The organism is Aeromonas sp. s6 (assembly GCF_040907815.1).
Taxonomy (GTDB): Bacteria; Pseudomonadota; Gammaproteobacteria; order Enterobacterales; family Aeromonadaceae; genus Aeromonas; species Aeromonas caviae.
Genome location: NZ_JBFOCN010000027.1, coordinates 70,109 through 86,096, shown reverse-complemented (window position 1 = coordinate 86,096; position 15,988 = coordinate 70,109). Strand labels below are relative to the sequence as shown.

13 protein-coding genes are annotated in these 15,988 nt (G+C 63.0%); 8 read left to right on the top strand and 5 right to left on the bottom strand.

The window, feature by feature from the left end; all coding sequences use genetic code 11:
* Positions 1–166 precede the first annotated feature (166 nt).
* Positions 167–1,522 (top strand): NCS2 family permease, encoded by a 1,356-nt coding sequence (locus tag AB5Y50_RS03035; protein ID WP_045523766.1) that lies wholly within the window; start codon positions 167–169, stop codon positions 1,520–1,522.
* Positions 1,523–1,605: 83 nt separating this feature from the next.
* Here the strand turns inward: AB5Y50_RS03035 and djlA are convergent, their stop codons facing one another.
* The 3 genes from djlA to AB5Y50_RS03020 are packed head-to-tail and all read right to left on the bottom strand — an operon-like array spanning position 1,606 to position 4,125.
* Positions 1,606–2,430, bottom strand: a complete 825-nt coding sequence (gene djlA, locus AB5Y50_RS03030) for a co-chaperone DjlA (protein WP_043152579.1) — start codon at positions 2,428–2,430, stop codon at positions 1,606–1,608.
* 19 nt (positions 2,431–2,449) lie between these two features.
* On the bottom strand, positions 2,450–3,118 hold the full coding sequence (gene murU, locus AB5Y50_RS03025) for an N-acetylmuramate alpha-1-phosphate uridylyltransferase MurU (RefSeq protein ID WP_049636186.1): 669 nt from the start codon (positions 3,116–3,118) through the stop codon (positions 2,450–2,452).
* Positions 3,115–4,125 (bottom strand): aminoglycoside phosphotransferase family protein, encoded by a 1,011-nt coding sequence (locus tag AB5Y50_RS03020; protein WP_049636187.1) that lies wholly within the window; start codon positions 4,123–4,125, stop codon positions 3,115–3,117. The genes murU and AB5Y50_RS03020 overlap by 4 nt, the downstream gene beginning before the upstream one ends.
* A gap of 174 nt (positions 4,126–4,299) precedes the next feature.
* Here AB5Y50_RS03020 and lptD point away from each other — a divergent pair, with 174 nt between their 5' ends.
* Genes lptD through AB5Y50_RS02990 form a run of 6 tightly spaced genes read left to right on the top strand, consistent with a single transcriptional unit; the run spans position 4,300 to position 11,098 of the window.
* The gene (lptD, locus tag AB5Y50_RS03015; RefSeq protein ID WP_045523771.1) at positions 4,300–6,732 is read left to right on the top strand and encodes an LPS assembly protein LptD; all 2,433 of its coding nucleotides are present in this window, start codon (positions 4,300–4,302) and stop codon (positions 6,730–6,732) included.
* A gap of 30 nt (positions 6,733–6,762) precedes the next feature.
* Positions 6,763–8,055: a peptidylprolyl isomerase SurA gene (gene surA, locus AB5Y50_RS03010; RefSeq protein WP_010673209.1), complete on the top strand. Its 1,293-nt coding sequence runs from the start codon at positions 6,763–6,765 to the stop codon at positions 8,053–8,055.
* 50 nt (positions 8,056–8,105) lie between these two features.
* The gene (pdxA, locus tag AB5Y50_RS03005) at positions 8,106–9,101 is read left to right on the top strand and encodes a 4-hydroxythreonine-4-phosphate dehydrogenase PdxA (RefSeq protein WP_080988577.1); all 996 of its coding nucleotides are present in this window, start codon (positions 8,106–8,108) and stop codon (positions 9,099–9,101) included.
* On the top strand, positions 9,091–9,903 hold the full coding sequence (gene rsmA, locus AB5Y50_RS03000) for a 16S rRNA (adenine(1518)-N(6)/adenine(1519)-N(6))-dimethyltransferase RsmA (RefSeq protein ID WP_010673207.1): 813 nt from the start codon (positions 9,091–9,093) through the stop codon (positions 9,901–9,903). The genes pdxA and rsmA overlap by 11 nt, the downstream gene beginning before the upstream one ends.
* Before the next feature lie 4 nt (positions 9,904–9,907).
* Positions 9,908–10,270, top strand: a complete 363-nt coding sequence (apaG, locus tag AB5Y50_RS02995; protein ID WP_010673206.1) for a Co2+/Mg2+ efflux protein ApaG — start codon at positions 9,908–9,910, stop codon at positions 10,268–10,270.
* A gap of 6 nt (positions 10,271–10,276) precedes the next feature.
* The gene (locus AB5Y50_RS02990; RefSeq protein ID WP_039040022.1) at positions 10,277–11,098 is read left to right on the top strand and encodes a symmetrical bis(5'-nucleosyl)-tetraphosphatase; all 822 of its coding nucleotides are present in this window, start codon (positions 10,277–10,279) and stop codon (positions 11,096–11,098) included.
* Between the two features lie 126 nt (positions 11,099–11,224).
* Here AB5Y50_RS02990 and AB5Y50_RS02985 read toward each other — a convergent pair whose 3' ends face one another.
* Positions 11,225–11,710, bottom strand: coding sequence for a 2TM domain-containing protein (locus tag AB5Y50_RS02985; RefSeq protein ID WP_041211140.1), 486 nt, complete (start codon positions 11,708–11,710; stop codon positions 11,225–11,227).
* Positions 11,711–11,894: 184 nt separating this feature from the next.
* The gene (locus AB5Y50_RS02980) at positions 11,895–12,884 is read right to left on the bottom strand and encodes a luciferase-like monooxygenase (protein WP_010673203.1); all 990 of its coding nucleotides are present in this window, start codon (positions 12,882–12,884) and stop codon (positions 11,895–11,897) included.
* A 216-nt stretch (positions 12,885–13,100) separates the two neighbouring features.
* On the opposite strand from AB5Y50_RS02980, the gene AB5Y50_RS02975 reads away from it, so the two are divergent.
* Positions 13,101–15,986: an HD domain-containing phosphohydrolase gene (locus AB5Y50_RS02975; protein WP_045523773.1), complete on the top strand. Its 2,886-nt coding sequence runs from the start codon at positions 13,101–13,103 to the stop codon at positions 15,984–15,986.
* Positions 15,987–15,988: the final 2 nt, after the last annotated feature.

Here is a 15,988-nt window from a genome sequence, read left to right as displayed (position 1 = left end):
TCGCACATCCGGGGTTTGTAAACCTGGCCGCCTGTGTGAAAATGTGCGCGCTGTCACGGTATCAGGACGAGTCTGGTCACTTCACCGCCAGAATCAGGATCCGTCGCCCCGCATGGATGGGCCGGGCCCCCTGCTGCCTATTTCACGTCACCCATTGGAATCCAACATGAATCAACCACATCACGCTACCGGGCAGACCGCCAGCCCGGCTGCCGGGCAGGGATTGCTCGAGCGCCTGTTTGCCCTGCGCGGTCATGGCACCACGGCCCGCACCGAGGTGATCGCCGGCATCACCACCTTCCTGACCATGGTCTACATCGTCTTCGTCAACCCGCAGATCCTCTCTGCGGCAGGCATGGACACCCAGGCCGTGTTCGTTACCACCTGCCTCATCGCCGGCATCGGCAGCATCCTGATGGGTCTGCTGGCCAACCTGCCCATCGCCCTGGCTCCCGCCATGGGCCTCAACGCCTTCTTCGCCTTCGTGGTGGTGGCTGGCATGGGCTACTCCTGGCAGGTCGGCATGGGCACCATCTTCTGGGGTGCGCTGGGCCTGCTGATCCTGACCCTGCTGCGGGTACGCTACTGGCTCATCGCCAACATTCCCCTGACCCTTCGGGTCGGCATCACCGCCGGCATCGGTCTGCTCATCGCCCTGCTCGGCCTGCACAATGCCGGCATCGTGGTCGCGAGCCCCGCCACCATGGTGACCGTGGGCAACCTCACCTCCCTGCCCTGCCTGCTGGGGCTGCTCGGCTTCTTCCTGATCTGCATCTTCTCCGCCCGCGGCGTCCACTCAGCCGTGCTCATCGCCATCGTGGTGACCACCACCCTGGGCTGGCTGTTCGGCGACGTCACCTTCAAGGGCTTCGTCTCCGTGCCGCCGAGCATTGCACCGGTCTTCGGCCAGCTGGACCTGATGGGATCGCTGGACATCAGCCTCGCCGGGATCATCTTCTCCTTCATGCTGGTCAACCTGTTCGACTCTTCCGGCACCCTGATCGGCGTGACCAACCGCGCCAAGCTGGCCGATGACAAGGGGCACTTCCCGCGCATGAAGCAGGCCCTGGTGGTGGACAGCGTCAGCTCCGTCGGCGGCGCCTTCATGGGGACCTCGTCCGTGACGGCCTACATCGAGAGCAGCTCCGGCGTCGCCGTCGGCGGTCGCACCGGCCTGACCGCCATCGTGGTGGGCATCCTGTTCCTGCTGGCCATCTTCTTCTCTCCGGTCGCCGCCATGGTGCCGGCGTATGCCGCAGCGGGGGCCCTCATCTACGTGGGCGTGCTGATGTGCTCCGAGCTGACCCGGGTGAAGTGGGAAGACCTGACCGAAGCGGTGCCGGCCTTCATGACCGCGGTGATGATGCCGTTCAGCTTCTCCATCACCGAGGGGATCGCCGTCGGCTTCATCTCCTACTGCGTGATGAAGGCGGGCACCGGCCGCTGGCGCGAGATCAACCCCTGCGTGCTGGTGGTGGCCCTGCTCTTCGTCCTCAAGTTTGTCTGGGTCGATGCCCACTGATTTTTCTTCCATGAAAAGAAAAACCAGACTCTGAAAACAAAAATGCCCGTCATCGACGGGCATTTTTATGGCGGGCTCAGGGCTCAGCGAATACCGCGGGCCTCGCGGATCCACTCCCAGGCCTGCTGGATCTCCTGGGTCTTCTCTTTGGCCATCTCCATCATCTCGGGGGGCAATCCCTTGGCGGCCAGCTTGTCAGGGTGATGCTTGCTCATCTCCTTGCGATAGGCACGCTTGATCTCCTGATCGCTGTCGCTTTCGTTCACCCCGAGCAACTGATAGGCATCCTTGAGGCGATCCCGGGAGGGGGCCTCCTGGCGGTATTGCTGCCCCTGGCCACTGCCCTGCTGTTGCTGGCGGTGGAAGAAGTTCATCTGGGCCTCGGCCATGGCCAGAATGCGGGCAAGCTCGATGCGACTGAACCCCAGCTCGTCGGCGATGGTTTGCAGGATGGCCCGCTCGTTCGCCTCCACCTGACCGTCGGCGAAGGCGGCCTGCAGCTGGACCTCGAGGAAGAAGCGCAGGATGTCGCGCTGCCCCAGGCTCGCCTGGCGAAACTCCGCCAGGGTCTCGCGCAGGGGGAAGTCCGCCTCCTTGCCAAGGCGGAACGACTCCTGGGCCCGTACCCGCTGCTCTCCGGCCAGACGCATCCTGTCCATCAGGTTGGACGCGACCCGTATTTCGTGCTCGGTGACCTGGCCGCTCGCCTTGGCGATGTGGCCCATGACGGCGAAGGTGGCATGGAAAAAGACGGCCTGTTGCTGCTGGCTGGGTGCCCGCTGGAAGGCCCCGCGGATCCCCATGCCCCGATCGAAGCGATGGCCGATCCACAGGCCCAGCAGGGCACCGAAGATGTTGCCGAGCAGAAAACCGAAGAAGGTGCCAAGCACCTTGCCCCAAATACGCATGGTTCAAGACCTCGTGATGTTAATGGGTGCCGGCGAGCAGTTGCTCGTCCAGCTCGCGCAGCCGATCCACTGTGCCGATGTCGCGCCACTCGCCAGCCAGCAGGCTGCCACCCACCCGTCCCAGCGCCATCCAGTCGCGCAGCAGGGGGGCCAGCTTGCGCGCCCCGCAGGGCAAGCCGGCAAAGGCGGCGGGGTGATAGAGGCCGACGCCGCTGAAGGTGAGGGCCGGGGTGTCCAGCACCCGACCCGCTTGCAGGGAGAAGTCCCCTTGCGGATGCTGGGGAGGGTTGGGCACCAGCCAGAGGTGGGCGAGATCGTCCCCAAGCGGCTGGTTCACCAGAGCGCGATAATCCAGGTCGAGCCAGGTATCGCCGTTGATCACCAGAAAGGGTTCGCTGCCCAGCAGAGGCAGCACCTGCACGATGCCGCCGGCGGTCTCGAGCGCGCTCTCTTCGGCCGACCAGTGGATGGATACCCCGAGCGCACTGCCATCGCCGAGGGCCGCCACCAGCTTGTGTCCGAGCCAGGCGTGGTTGATGACAAGTGTGGTCACGCCGGCTGCCTTGAGTTTTTCGATATGGTGCACGATGAGCGGCTTGCCCCCCGCCGCCAGCAGCGGCTTGGGCAGCAGATCGGTGAGCGGACGCATCCGCTCGCCGCGCCCGGCGGCCAGGATCATCGCCTTCATGGTGTCACCCCGGTGCGCGCCAATCCGGGCAGCACCACCTGCTCCAGCCACTGGCCGAAGCGGGCCAGCACCGGATAGGCGGCGCCATGGCTGCGACAGACATCGACCACGTAGCCCAGGGTACGGGGAATGTCCTTGAGGTAGCCGGCCTTGCCATCGCGGTGATAGAGGCGGGTGAAGAGACCCGCCGCCTTGAGATGACGCTGCATACCGGTTAGATCGGCTGCGCGACGAAACGCGGCATAGTCCAGATTGCCAAGCAGGCCGGCCTCTTGCAGGGTGTCGAAGCCAAGTCGCATGCCCTGCTCGATCACCGCGTCCGGCCAGCGCACGTAGCAATCTTTAAGCAGGGAGACCAGGTCATAGCTCAGCGGCCCGATGACCATGTCCTGGAAGTCAATAAGGGCGAGGTCGCTCTCCTTCGGATTCGTCCCGCCGCACACCATCAGGTTGCGGCTGTGGAAGTCCCGGTGCATCACTCCTTGTGGCTGGGCCAGGTTGCTCGCCGTGAGGCAGGCGAAGGTCTCTGCCAGCAACTGCTGCTCTTCATCGCTCAGGGTCAGTTGCAGATGCTGTCCCAGCAACCACTCGGGGAAGATGGCATTTTCGCGGGCCATGAAGGCCTCATCGAAGGGCTCGAGCTCGAGCGCCACGGCGCCGAGCCCTGGCAGCAGGGCGATGGCCTTGCCATACCAGGCCAGTACGCTCTCTTCGTTCAGGCAGCCGATAAGCTGGGTATCCCCCAGATCCGTCACCGCCAGCAATCCCTGCTCGTAGTCGACCCCCTTTACCTCGGGGGCCAGCAGCCCCGCATCGTGCAGGGCGGTGGCATTGCGAACGAATTCATGATTTTTTTCGGTTTTCGGATTAGCATCCACCCACACCAGACCGCCACCCCGGAAGTAGCGGCGGAAACTGGCGTCACCGGAAATAAGCGTCAACGAGAGGTTGGCGTCACCGGAAATCCGGCGAGCCCATTGCAAAAGCAGGGAAGCGCGATCGTGCATGAGTCGGGAACCAAATTGGAAAGCAGCACTTGGCTGTTAGCCCTGGCCGCAATAATGCTTTATCATTGCCGGCTAACATAAAGCAATGACATGCAATGTCAACTCGATGGATCCTGACATAAAATGCATGCCCTGAATCCACCGTTTTTACTACGGATTGCGCGAGCCTTTCACATGACAAAATGGACACTGGGATACTCCTGTCCCATCGCCCTGACCATCAGCCTTGTTCCTGCCCTGAGCCCGCTCATGGCCCAGGCAGCGCCACTCAATGCGCCACCCGCTACCGGGATCCTCGACAGCCTCTGCTATGACTATGTCCCCAAGATAGAGAAGCCCAGTGCGGGCCAGGACGCCAATGCCCAGCCCGTCGAGGTGGATGCCGATCGCCTGGAGGCCAAGCAGGGCGGTACCGCCGTCTACGAGGGTGACGTCAAGGTGCGCCAGGGCGTGCGCAAGTTCGACTCCGACTATGCCCAGCTCGACCAGAAGAGCCGGGATGTCATCGCCATCGGCAACATCTATTACAACGATGGCCAGATCACGGTCACCAGCGACAAGACCCTGAAATCCAACCTGGACACCAAGAACTCCGAGCTGGAAGAGGGCAAGTATCAGGTCCATGGCTCACCGGTGCGCGGCTTCGCCGAAAAGGTGACCATGACCAACAACAACCAGAACATCACTCTGGAAGGGGCCCAGTACACCACCTGCCCACCGGGCCAGGAGGCCTGGACCCTGAAGGCCGGCAGCATCGACATCGATCAGTCCGAGGTATTCGGGGAGGCCTGGAACGCCAGCCTCTGGCTCTATGACTATCCGGTCTTCTACTTCCCCTATATCAACTTCCCCATCAAGGATGAGCGCAAGACCGGTCTGCTCTACCCGGGCTATACCCAAAGCTCCAAGAACGGCATGGACATCACCCAGCCGTTCTACTGGAACATCGCCCCCAACTACGATGCCACCATCACCTCCCGCTTCATGGACAGACGGGGCCTGATGGAACAGGTCGAGTTCCGCTACATGCCGGACCCGGCCCACGTGGGGAGCCTCTACTTCGAGAACCTGGCAGACGACAAGCAGTACGACGAGACGGCCAGCCTCAATCAGCATCTCTCTGACGGTCACCGTTACCTGCTCAGTGCCCGCCACACCTCCATGTTCATGGACAACGCCATGCGGGTGTCGGTGGACTACACCAAGGTACGGGACCAGGACTACAACTACTTCAACGACTTCACCCCCAAGGTGGGGACCCAGGTCGACAACCAGTTGCAGCAATCCCTGAAGGCAGGTTACTACCAGCAGAACTGGAACCTCGATGCCGAGGTACGGACCTACCAGATCCTGCTGGCCAGCGCCCAGCAGCCCCACGAGCTGATGCCGCGCATCAACCACAACTACTACCAGCAGGGTAGCTGGTACGATCTGGCCTGGAATACCGAACTGACCAACTTCGGCTACAACAACGATCAGGCCATCGAGCAGAACAAGGGGGAAGCCTACACCGGCACCCGGGTCTACACGGCCCCCACCCTGACCATCCCCCTCGTTGACGAGGCGGGTTACTTCCTCGACAGCCAGTACAAGCTGATGTACACCCGTTACGACCAGACGGTGCCTGACCAGATGAGCAGCACCTTCACCAATCGTTTCACCCCGAGAGAGGGCGGCGACGTCACCCTGGAAGAGGGGACCATCACCCGGGTACTGCCCTCGTTCCGTCTCAAGGGCGGCATGACCTTCGAGCGGGATCAGCAGTGGTTTGGCGAGGGCGCCAACCAGACCTTGGAGCCTGAGTTCCAGTACCTCTATGTGCCCTACAAGGATCAGGACAACATCGGTGTCTATGACTCCACCACCATGCGCCAGGACTACTACAGCCTGTTCAGCGATCGCCGCTTCGCCGGTCTGGACCGCATCAGCGACTCCAACCGGCTCTCCTTGGGGGTCACCACCCGCATTTATGATCCGGCCGGGGATGAACGAATCCGGTTGGCCGTTGCCCAAGCCTTCGACTTCGTGGCGCCCAGGGTCAAGCTTTACAGCAGCGATGAGCTGAGTACCAATACCCGCTCCCCGCTGTCGTTCGAGGGTGACGCCAAGATCAACGAGCAGTGGTATGCCCATGCGGGGGCACAATATGATATGGAACAGCGCCAGATAAGCTCTGCCAACAGCGCCCTGGAGTACCGTCACGAGAAGTTGATCAGCCAGTTGAACCACCGCTTCGTACGGGATGCCAACTACGACCTGGACCACAAGGGCCAGGTGACGGATCTCAACCAGATCGGCCTGCTGCTGACCACCCCGCTGGACGATCGCTGGCACCTTTATGGCGGCTACTATCAGGAGCTCAACCAGAACGTCAAAGTGGACCGCAAGGTGGGTCTGAAATACGACTCCTGCTGCTGGAGCATCAACTTCAACCTGGAATGGGTCAACACGCCAGACAACGTGAACCTGACCCCGACGTCCGAGCGCAGCCTCGGCATTCAATTTGAAATGAAAGGATTGGGTAGCGTGGGTACCGGCTCCAAGGGCACCTCCCTGGACACCGAAGCACTGCCTTACATTCGTCCGTTTAACCTGCGAGACCAGTAACCGGTCTGGCAAACGCCTTGAGAGATGGATATGAAGAAGACGTTGATTTCCCTGCTGACCGCAGGCCTGTTCGGAGTCATGAGCCAGGGTGCCCTCGCCGCCCCCGAGCTGATGGACAAGGTGCTTGCCGTGGTCAACAAGGATGTGGTGCTGGCCAGTCAGCAGGAGGCCCTGGTGCAAAAGGTCAAGGCCTCCGCCCAGGAGAGCGGCCAGTCCCTGCCCGATGACGTCACCCTGCGCAAGCAGGCACTGGATCGCCTGATCCAGGAGAGCCTGCAACTGCAACTGGCGGAGCGCCAGGGGCTCAAGATCAGTGACACCCAGCTGGAACAGGCCATTCAGAGCATCGCCGCCGACAACAAGATGAATCTGGAGCAACTGCGCGCCCAGCTGGAGCGGGAAGGCCTGACCTACGCCCAGTACCGTGAGGAGGTGCGCCGCGAGATCCTGATGAACGAGGTGCGCCGCAGCCAGGTCCGCCGTCGCATCAACATCTCCGATCAGGAGGTCAAGCAGGTGGTCGAAGCCCTGAGCAAACAGGGCCAGCAGCAGACGTCATATCATATCGGCCATATCCAGGTCGCGCTGCCGGACAACCCGAATGCCGAGCAGCTCAACGCTGCCAAGGCCAAGATCGAGCGCATTCTGGCGTCCCTGAAAGAGGGGGCCGACTTCCGCAAGCTGGCCATTGCCGAGAGTAACGGTCCCAAGGCGCTGGAAGGGGGTGACTGGGGCTGGTTGAGCCCGCAGGAGATGCCCACCCTGATGGCGGAAGCCGTGCAAGGGGCCGGCAAGGGTGACATCGTCGGCCCGCTGCGCTCCGGCGCCGGTCTGCACATCATCAAGATCTTCGACACCAAGGGTCAGCAACAGGTCATGCAGACCGAGGTCAAGGCGCGCCACATCCTGATCAAGCCCTCCATCATCCTGAGCGAGGAGAAGGCCAAGGGCACCCTGGACGGCATCCTGCACGACATCAAGAGCGGCAAGGCCAGCTTTGCCAGCATGGCAGAGAAATACTCCGAGGATCCGGGCTCTGCGGTGCAGGGTGGTGAGCTGGGCTGGTCTGATCCCAACGTCTATGTGCCGGAATTCCGCGACATGCTGGGGCGCCTGCAACCGGGCCAGATCAGCGAACCCTTCCGCACCAGCCACGGCTGGCACATCGTGCAGCTCGAGGATCGCCGCAGCCAGGACGCCACCGGCAAGGCCCAGGAGCAACGCGCCTACCAGCTCATCTTCAACCGCCGCTTCGCCGAAGAGTCCCAGGCCTGGCTGGATGAGCTGCGCGACGAAGCCTACATCCAGATCGAACCCAATTGATGGGCGACAAGCAGATGAACAAGGCGCATCCAGGGCACGCCGAGGCACAGCTGAGCTGCCACCGGCTTGCCATCACCCCGGGTGAACCGGCTGGCATAGGCCCGGATCTGGTGCTGCAGATTGCCCAGCGGGCCTGGCCCCATCAGCTGGTGGTGATCGCCGATCCCGCCCTGTTGCGCGAACGGGCCGCCCTGCTGGGGCTGTCCGTCGAGCTTGAACCCTATGACGAAAACGCCCCCACCCGTCCGCAGCGGGCGGGGACTCTGACCGTCTGCCCCGTGCCGCTCGGCGCCCCCGTGGTGCCAGGCCAGCTGGATGAGGGCAACGGCGCCTATGTGCTGGCTACCTTGCAGCGCGCCTGCGACGGCAACCTGAACGGCGAATTTGCCGCCGTGGTGACCGGGCCGGTGCACAAGGGGATCATCAACCAGGCTGGCGTCTCGTTCAGCGGTCACACCGAGTTCTTCGCCCAGCAGTCCGACACCGCCGATGTGGTGATGCTGCTAGCCACCGAAGGGCTGAGAGTGGCCCTCGCGACCACCCATATTCCCCTTGCCTATGTGGCCAAGGCCATCACCGAGGATCGCCTTGGCAAGGTGATCCGCATCCTAGATGCGGATCTCAAGCGCAAATTCGGCATCGAGCAGCCCCGGATCTATGTCTGCGGCCTCAATCCCCATGCCGGGGAAGGGGGTCATCTGGGCCGTGAAGAGATCGATGTCATCGAACCCGCCCTGGCCGCCCTGCGCCAGGAAGGGATCGATCTGGTCGGCCCGCTGCCGGCCGATACCCTGTTCCAGGACAAATACCTCAAGGATGCGGATGCGGTACTCGCCATGTACCACGATCAGGGGCTGCCCGTGCTCAAGTACAAGGGCTTTGGCAACTCGGTCAACATCACCCTCGGACTTCCCTTCATCCGTACCTCGGTGGACCACGGCACCGCGCTGGATCTGGCAGGCAAGAACCTGGCAGACCCCGGCAGCCTCACCACCGCGATCAACCACGCCATCCAGATGGTAGAGAAAAAAAGATATGAGCAGTAAGGTGCACATGGGCCACACGGCCCGTAAGCGTTTCGGTCAGAACTTCTTGCACGACCGGTATGTGATCGACCAGATAGTGGCCGCCATCAACCCGCAACCGGGTCAGAATCTGGTGGAGATTGGCCCGGGTCTGGCCGCGCTCACCGAGCCGGTCGCTGCCCAGATGGACAAGATGACCGTGGTCGAGCTGGACCGGGATCTTGCCGCACGTCTGCGCGAACACCCCACCCTGAAAGAGAAGCTGACCGTCATCGAAGCCGATGCCATGCGCTTTGACTTCAGTACCCTGATGGGGGAAGGCAAGGGGCCGCTGCGCATCTTCGGCAACCTGCCCTACAACATCTCCACCCCCCTCATCTTCCACCTGTGCGAATTTGCCGACCGGGTGGAGGACATGCACTTCATGCTGCAAAAGGAAGTGGTGCTGCGTCTGGCCGCCGGCCCGGGCAGCAAGGCCTATGGCCGTCTGAGCGTGATGACCCAGTACTACTGTCAGGTAGTGCCGGTGCTGGAAGTGGGCCCGGGCGCCTTCAAGCCGGCGCCGAAGGTGGATTCCGCCGTGGTGCGTCTGATCCCGCACAAGAACCCGACTATCGTCGCGAAAGACATTCGTTGCCTGAACCGGGTCTGCACCGAAGGCTTCGGCCAGCGTCGCAAGACTATTCGCAACAGCTTCTCCAACTTCATCACCGACGCCCAGCTGACCGAGCTTGGCATCGATGGCAACCTGCGCCCGGAGAATCTCTCCCTCGAGCAGTTCGTCACGATCGCCAACTGGCTGGCCGACCAGCAACAGGCCTGATCCCATGACCCAAGCCCGGATAGTGGTCCGCCCCCACCCCAGCTATGTGGCGGGAACCGCAGATCCCTACCATTTTCTCTATCGCATCGAGATTGAGAACCTGGGTCCGGGCACGGTGCAACTGCTGCATCGACGCTGGCTCATTACGGATGCCAATGGCAAGATGCTGGAAGTGGAAGGTCCCGGCGTGGTCGGTGAACAACCCCTGATCGCCCCCGGCGAGACCTTTTCCTACCAGAGTGGCGTTCCCCTCGCCACACCGCTTGGCGTGATGGAAGGCAGCTACATCCTGCAGGATGAATCGGGGCAACAATTCGAAGCCCCCATCGCCCCCTTCACGCTGGCCGTCCCCAACATAATCAACTGAGGTTTCATGGCGAACTGTTTCGTCGGTGATATCCAGGGCTGCTACGACGATTTGCGCCGTCTGCTGGATCTTGCCGAGTTCGACTTCGATAACGACACGCTCTGGCTGTGCGGCGATCTCGTCGCCCGGGGGCCGGACTCCCTCAACACCCTGCGTTTCGTCAAATCACTGGGGCAGCAGGCCGTCACCGTGCTCGGCAACCACGACCTGCACCTGCTGGCGGTGGCCCACGGGGTCGCCCCGCTCAAGAAGAAAGACAAGCTGCAGGCGCTGATGGAGGCGCCGGATCGGGACGAGCTGCTGGAGTGGCTGCGTCACCGTCCCCTGCTGGCAGAACACCCCGACCTGCCCATCATGATGGTGCATGCGGGCCTCTCCCCCGCCTGGGACGCCCACACCGCCCGCAGTTGTGCCCGGGAGGTGGAGAGCCTGCTGCGCGGGGATCAGTACAGCTGGCTGCTGCACAACATGTATGGCGATCAGCCCGACAGCTGGAACGACAACCTGCTGGGCATAGAGCGTTACCGCTACATCATCAACAGCTTCACCCGGATGCGCTTTTGCTACTTCGACGGGCGCCTCGACTTCAAATGCAAGAAGGGCCCCACCGAATCGACCCCGGGCCTGCGCCCCTGGTTCGAGCAGCGCGAGCACCATGTGGATGACCCCATCCTGGTCTTCGGCCACTGGGCGGCCCTGATGGGCAACACCGGCAAATCCGATATCAAGGGACTCGACACCGGGTGCGTCTGGGGCAACAGCCTCACCCTGTGGCGCTACGAGGACGACGCCCTGATCGCCACCCCCTGCCCGGCCTATGCCAAGTAGAGCGGCTCTTTGCGGAACAAGGGAATGATCCGCCGTTGAGAGGAGAGCAATGCCCCCTCCTGCGAAATGGAGCTGAAAACAGAACGGGCCCGGCAATGCCGGGCCCGTTTTTTCATGATGAGCGGATCAGAGCCTGCGCCCCAGCCGTTTCTCGACCTGGCGCCGCTCCCATTCCGGGCCAAACAGCTTGAAGGGCTGGAACAGGTTGATGGCGTGGGAAGCCAATCCCAACCCCCAGCCCAGCATGGGCCACCAGGCCCAGATATAATCCGGGTTGCTCAGGTAGTTGATGACAAACAGCCCCCCTATCACCAGCACATAGCTCATGAGGTGGCCGTAGAAGCCCCTGAGCCCCTCCACGAACTTCATCGCCTCCCGCTCATCCCGCGCCACCTGCACGCGTCCCCGATCTTCGCCCTCATTCCCTTTCATCTCGCTCTCCTGCAGTTGGGTCACATCGAGCTCGAAGACGGCGGCCAGGGCCTTGAGGGATTCCAGTCCAGGTTGCTGGCCCTGCTCTATTCGCTGAATGGTGCGAACGCTCAGGCCAGTGAGGGTCGCCAGCTGTTCCTGGGACCATCCCCGTTGCAATCTCAACTTCCTGACGATCATCTTGCGCTCCTTGTGGTGATTGACAGGGCCAGCATAGGGGAAGGGGATGAGAGGCGACACGACAGATGGCCGACACTCACCTGACTTCCTTTAAAAATCATAAACTTACCACCACGCAATCGTGGCTTTTGCGCCCCGAGCAGCCAGGCTTGGCGTGCCGCTGGCGGCCAGGCGTCACGGGGGGTTACAACCCCTGCATCAGCTCGGCACCAATCTCGAAGGAGCGCAGGCGCGCCTGATGATCGACGATGGGGCCGTTGAACATCAGCTCGTCCGCTCCGGTCTCTGCCAGCAGAGCCTTGAGGCCGTGGCGTACCCGATCCGGCTCCCCCACCAGGGAGCGAGCCAGAGTCTGCTCCATCGCCATCAATTCGCGGGGAGACCACTCATCCCCCAGCGTCTGCACCGGCAGTGGCAGCTTGCCGGCATCCCCCCGGTAGAGACGCAGGAACTGCTGCTGCAGGGTGGTGAACAGGAAGCGGGCCTCACGGTCGGTGTCGGCGGCGATCAGATTGACGCACACCACCGCATGGGGTTTTGGCCAGCGGGCAGAGGGACGGTATTGGGTACGGTAGATCTCCAGCGCCTGCAGCAACATGGCGGGAGCGAAGTGGGAAGCAAAGCCGAACGGCAACCCCATGGCCGCAGCCAGTTGGGCACTGTAGAGGCTGGAGCCCAGCAGCCAGATGGGCACATGGAGTCCCTGACCCGGCACCGCCTGCACGGCACCGACCTCGTCGCCAAAATAACTCATCAGTTCGCGCACATCCGCCGGGAAGTCATCCACCTCGCCGCTGCGCTGGCGGCGAAGCGCCTGCATGGTGCGCTGATCGCTGCCAGGGGCGCGGCCCAGGCCGAGATCGATGCGATCCGGATAGAGGGAACTCAGCGTACCGAACTGCTCCGCAATGACCAGGGGGGAGTGGTTCGGCAACATGATGCCGCCAGCCCCGAGCCGCAACGTCGTGGTGCCCCCGGCCAGGTGGCCAATCAGCACCGCTGTGGCGGCGCTGGCAATGCCCGGCATGTTGTGGTGCTCCGCCAGCCAGTAGCGGTGGTAACCCCAGCGCTCCGCATGGCGAGCCAGATCCAGCGAGTGGCGAAACGACTCGGCCGGCAGACCACCTTCGGGAACGGGCACCAGATCCAGCACGGAATAGGGGACGACAGACATGGGACACTCCATTGGTTCACAGGGCGTTTATCAGGGGAGCAATGTAGCACGAGATATCTGAACGAATCATCTCACCACAGAGCAAGGGGGCAGCCCGGAGGCCGACTGTTGATTTCGGGCCGAAGAGCGCAAGATCGAGTCCTAGGCTTTTTGTCATCCAGCAAGCACACTGTTAGGTGACCAATACGGCGATCGCCAGGGGACAAGGATCCGTCCATGACAAACGCAAGTCTCAGTCGCAGACCCTTTTACGTACACATTGCCACCCTTTTCATCCTGCTCTTCTCCTTGCTGGGGGGCGCCCTCATCGTGCTGCAGTTCCAGCAGGGCATGCAGCAGGGGCTGGAGCACGAACGTCAGAGCTTCCAGCAATACCGGGAGCAGCTTGCCCTCGCCATCAAGCTGAACCAGCGACCGGCCCGCATGTCCCTGAATCTGCTGCGCAGCGGCCAGCTGTCCGCCATGACAGGGCTGGAGACGCGGCTAGCCTTCCTGCCCCAGCTGGCGGAAGTGCTGGCCAACAGCACCAGTTACGGTGCCATCTATGCCGGTTACGAGGACGGCGATTTCTTTCTGGTACGCAAGCTGACCGAACGGGCGAGAGGGGCGCTGGAGGCGCCTCCGCCCGAGAGCCGCCTGCTGGTCCAGAGCCTGCATCAGGGACAGGGAGAGTTCCTCTATTTCGACCAGCGGCTGCGGCTGCTGGAGCGGCGCCCCATGCCGGATTACCGTTTCGATCCGCGAGATCGGGGCTGGTACAAGGAGGCGCGCTGGAGCACGGGCATCATAGTGACCCACCCTTACCTCTTCTTCACTACCCGGGAGCCAGGCATGACACTGGCGGTGGAGAGCGATGATCGCCGGGCGGTGATCGGGCTCGATGCGGGCGTGGAGGGACTCTCTTCCCTCATCGGCGAGTTGCCCCTGCCCGGTCACAGCCAGCTGGTGCTGTTTGACGAGGTCGGGACCCTGCTGGCCACGGATCCCGAGCGCCTTCCAAGCTTCGAGCAACTGAGCCGCCTGCCCATGCTGTCGGCCCTCAATCACCCCATTCTCACCAGGCTGCAACAGGAGATGGCCGCGCGGCCAGCCCTGCTGCATCACCCCGCCGAGCTGACCCTGGCAACGGTTCAGGGTCAGGAGTGGCTGGTCAACCTCTCCTCCCTCGGGGAAGAGTCTCCGTTTTATCTCGCCCTCCTGGTGCCCACCGAGGTGCTCACCGCCCCGGCGCGCCAGGATGCACTGCACAATCTCGCCTGGGCCCTTGCCGGTCTGCTGCTCCTGCTGCCCGTCATCTGGCTGGCAGCCCGGCGCACTGCCGCCCCCTTGCTGGTATTGACCGGGGAGGCTGAGCGGATCCAGCACTTCGACTTTGGCGAAAGCCCGGGGCCGGATTCGGCGATCCGCGAAATTGACGACCTCGCCCGCGCCATGTCCAGCATGCGCCTGACCCTCGGCAATTTCATGAACATGGGCCGGGCGCTGGCGGCAGAGCATCGCTTCGATTCATTGCTCAGCCGTATCCTGCACGAGACGGTGGCGGCTGCCCAGGCCGAGGGCGGCTGCCTCTTCCTGGCCCAGGAGAGCGAGATGCAGGCCGTTCACGCCATCTGGCAGGGGCAGCCGCTGGCGTGCGAACAGGTACAGTGGCAGGCGGCGCTGCTCGGCGGTCTCTACCACACGGAGCGCCTCTGCCTGCCCCTCGACGAGGCACAGTGGGCCCGCTACCTCACCGACTGGGGCCCCTTCCCTGGTGCCTGCCAACTGCTGGTCGAGCCCCTTCACAACCACCGTCAGGAGCTGATCGGCTGCCTGCTGCTGATCCTGCCAGACTGCTCGGCCCGCGAACTGGCCTCGCGCATCAGCCTCATCGAGGCGCTGGCGGGCACTTCCTCCTCCGCCATCGAAAACCAGCGCCTGCTGGAGGAGCAGAAGCAACTGCTGGAAGCCTTCATCGAGCTCATCGCCGGTGCCATCGATGCCAAGAGCCCCTACACCGGCGGCCACTGCCAGCGGGTGCCGGAACTGGCCAGGATGCTGACCCAGGCTGCCTGCTCACAGCAGACGGGGCCCTTTGCCGATTTCCGGCTCAACGAAGAGGAGTGGGAGGCCATCCATATTGCGAGCTGGCTGCACGACTGCGGCAAGGTCACCACCCCGGAGTTCGTGGTGGACAAGGCGACCAAGCTCGAGACCATCTACGACAGGATCCACGAGATCCGCACCCGCTTCGAGGTGCTCAAGCGGGATGCCCACATCGAGGCACTCTGCGCCCTGCTGCCCCCATCCGGGCAGCAGGCCGCCCTCGAGGCCCTGCTCCCCCTCTGGCACACCCTGGATCAGGAGTTTGCCTTCGTGGCCGAGTGCAATCTGGGGGGCGAGTGGATGGCGCCGGAGAAGCTAGCCAGGCTGGATGCCATTGCCAGCCGCACCTGGTTGCGCACTCTGGACGATCGGCTCGGTATCAGTCAGGAGGAACGCAAGCGCCACCAGGAGGCCCCCTCTCCCCTCCCCTGCCGAGAGTCGCTGCTCGCCGACAAGGCGGTCCATCTCATCCCTCGCCCCGAGCACGACAATCTCGCCCGACACAACCCATGGGGCTTCAAGGTGCGGGTGCCCACCCACCTCTACAACCGGGGGGAACGCTACAACCTCGCCATCGGCCGTGGCACCCTCACCGAAGAGGAGCGCTACAAGATCAACGATCACATCATCCAGACCATACGCATGCTGGAGAAGCTCCCCTTCCCCCGCCATTTGCGCAAGGTGCCGGAGATTGCGGGGGGCCATCACGAGCGGATGGACGGCACGGGCTATCCGCGCCAGTTGCAAGGGGGGCAGATGAGCATTCCCGCCCGCATCATGGCCATTGCAGACATCTTCGAGGCGCTGACGGCGAGCGATCGCCCCTACAAGTCTGGCAAAACGGTCTCCCAGTCCCTGGCCATCATGGTGAAGATGGTGCAGGAACAGCACATAGACCCGGCCCTGTTTGCCCTCTTCATCGAGAGCGGCATCTGGCGGGACTACGCCAGACGCTTCCTCGCCCCCGAGCAGCTGGACGAGGTCGAATGCCAGGCCCTGCTGGCAGGATCACACTGACC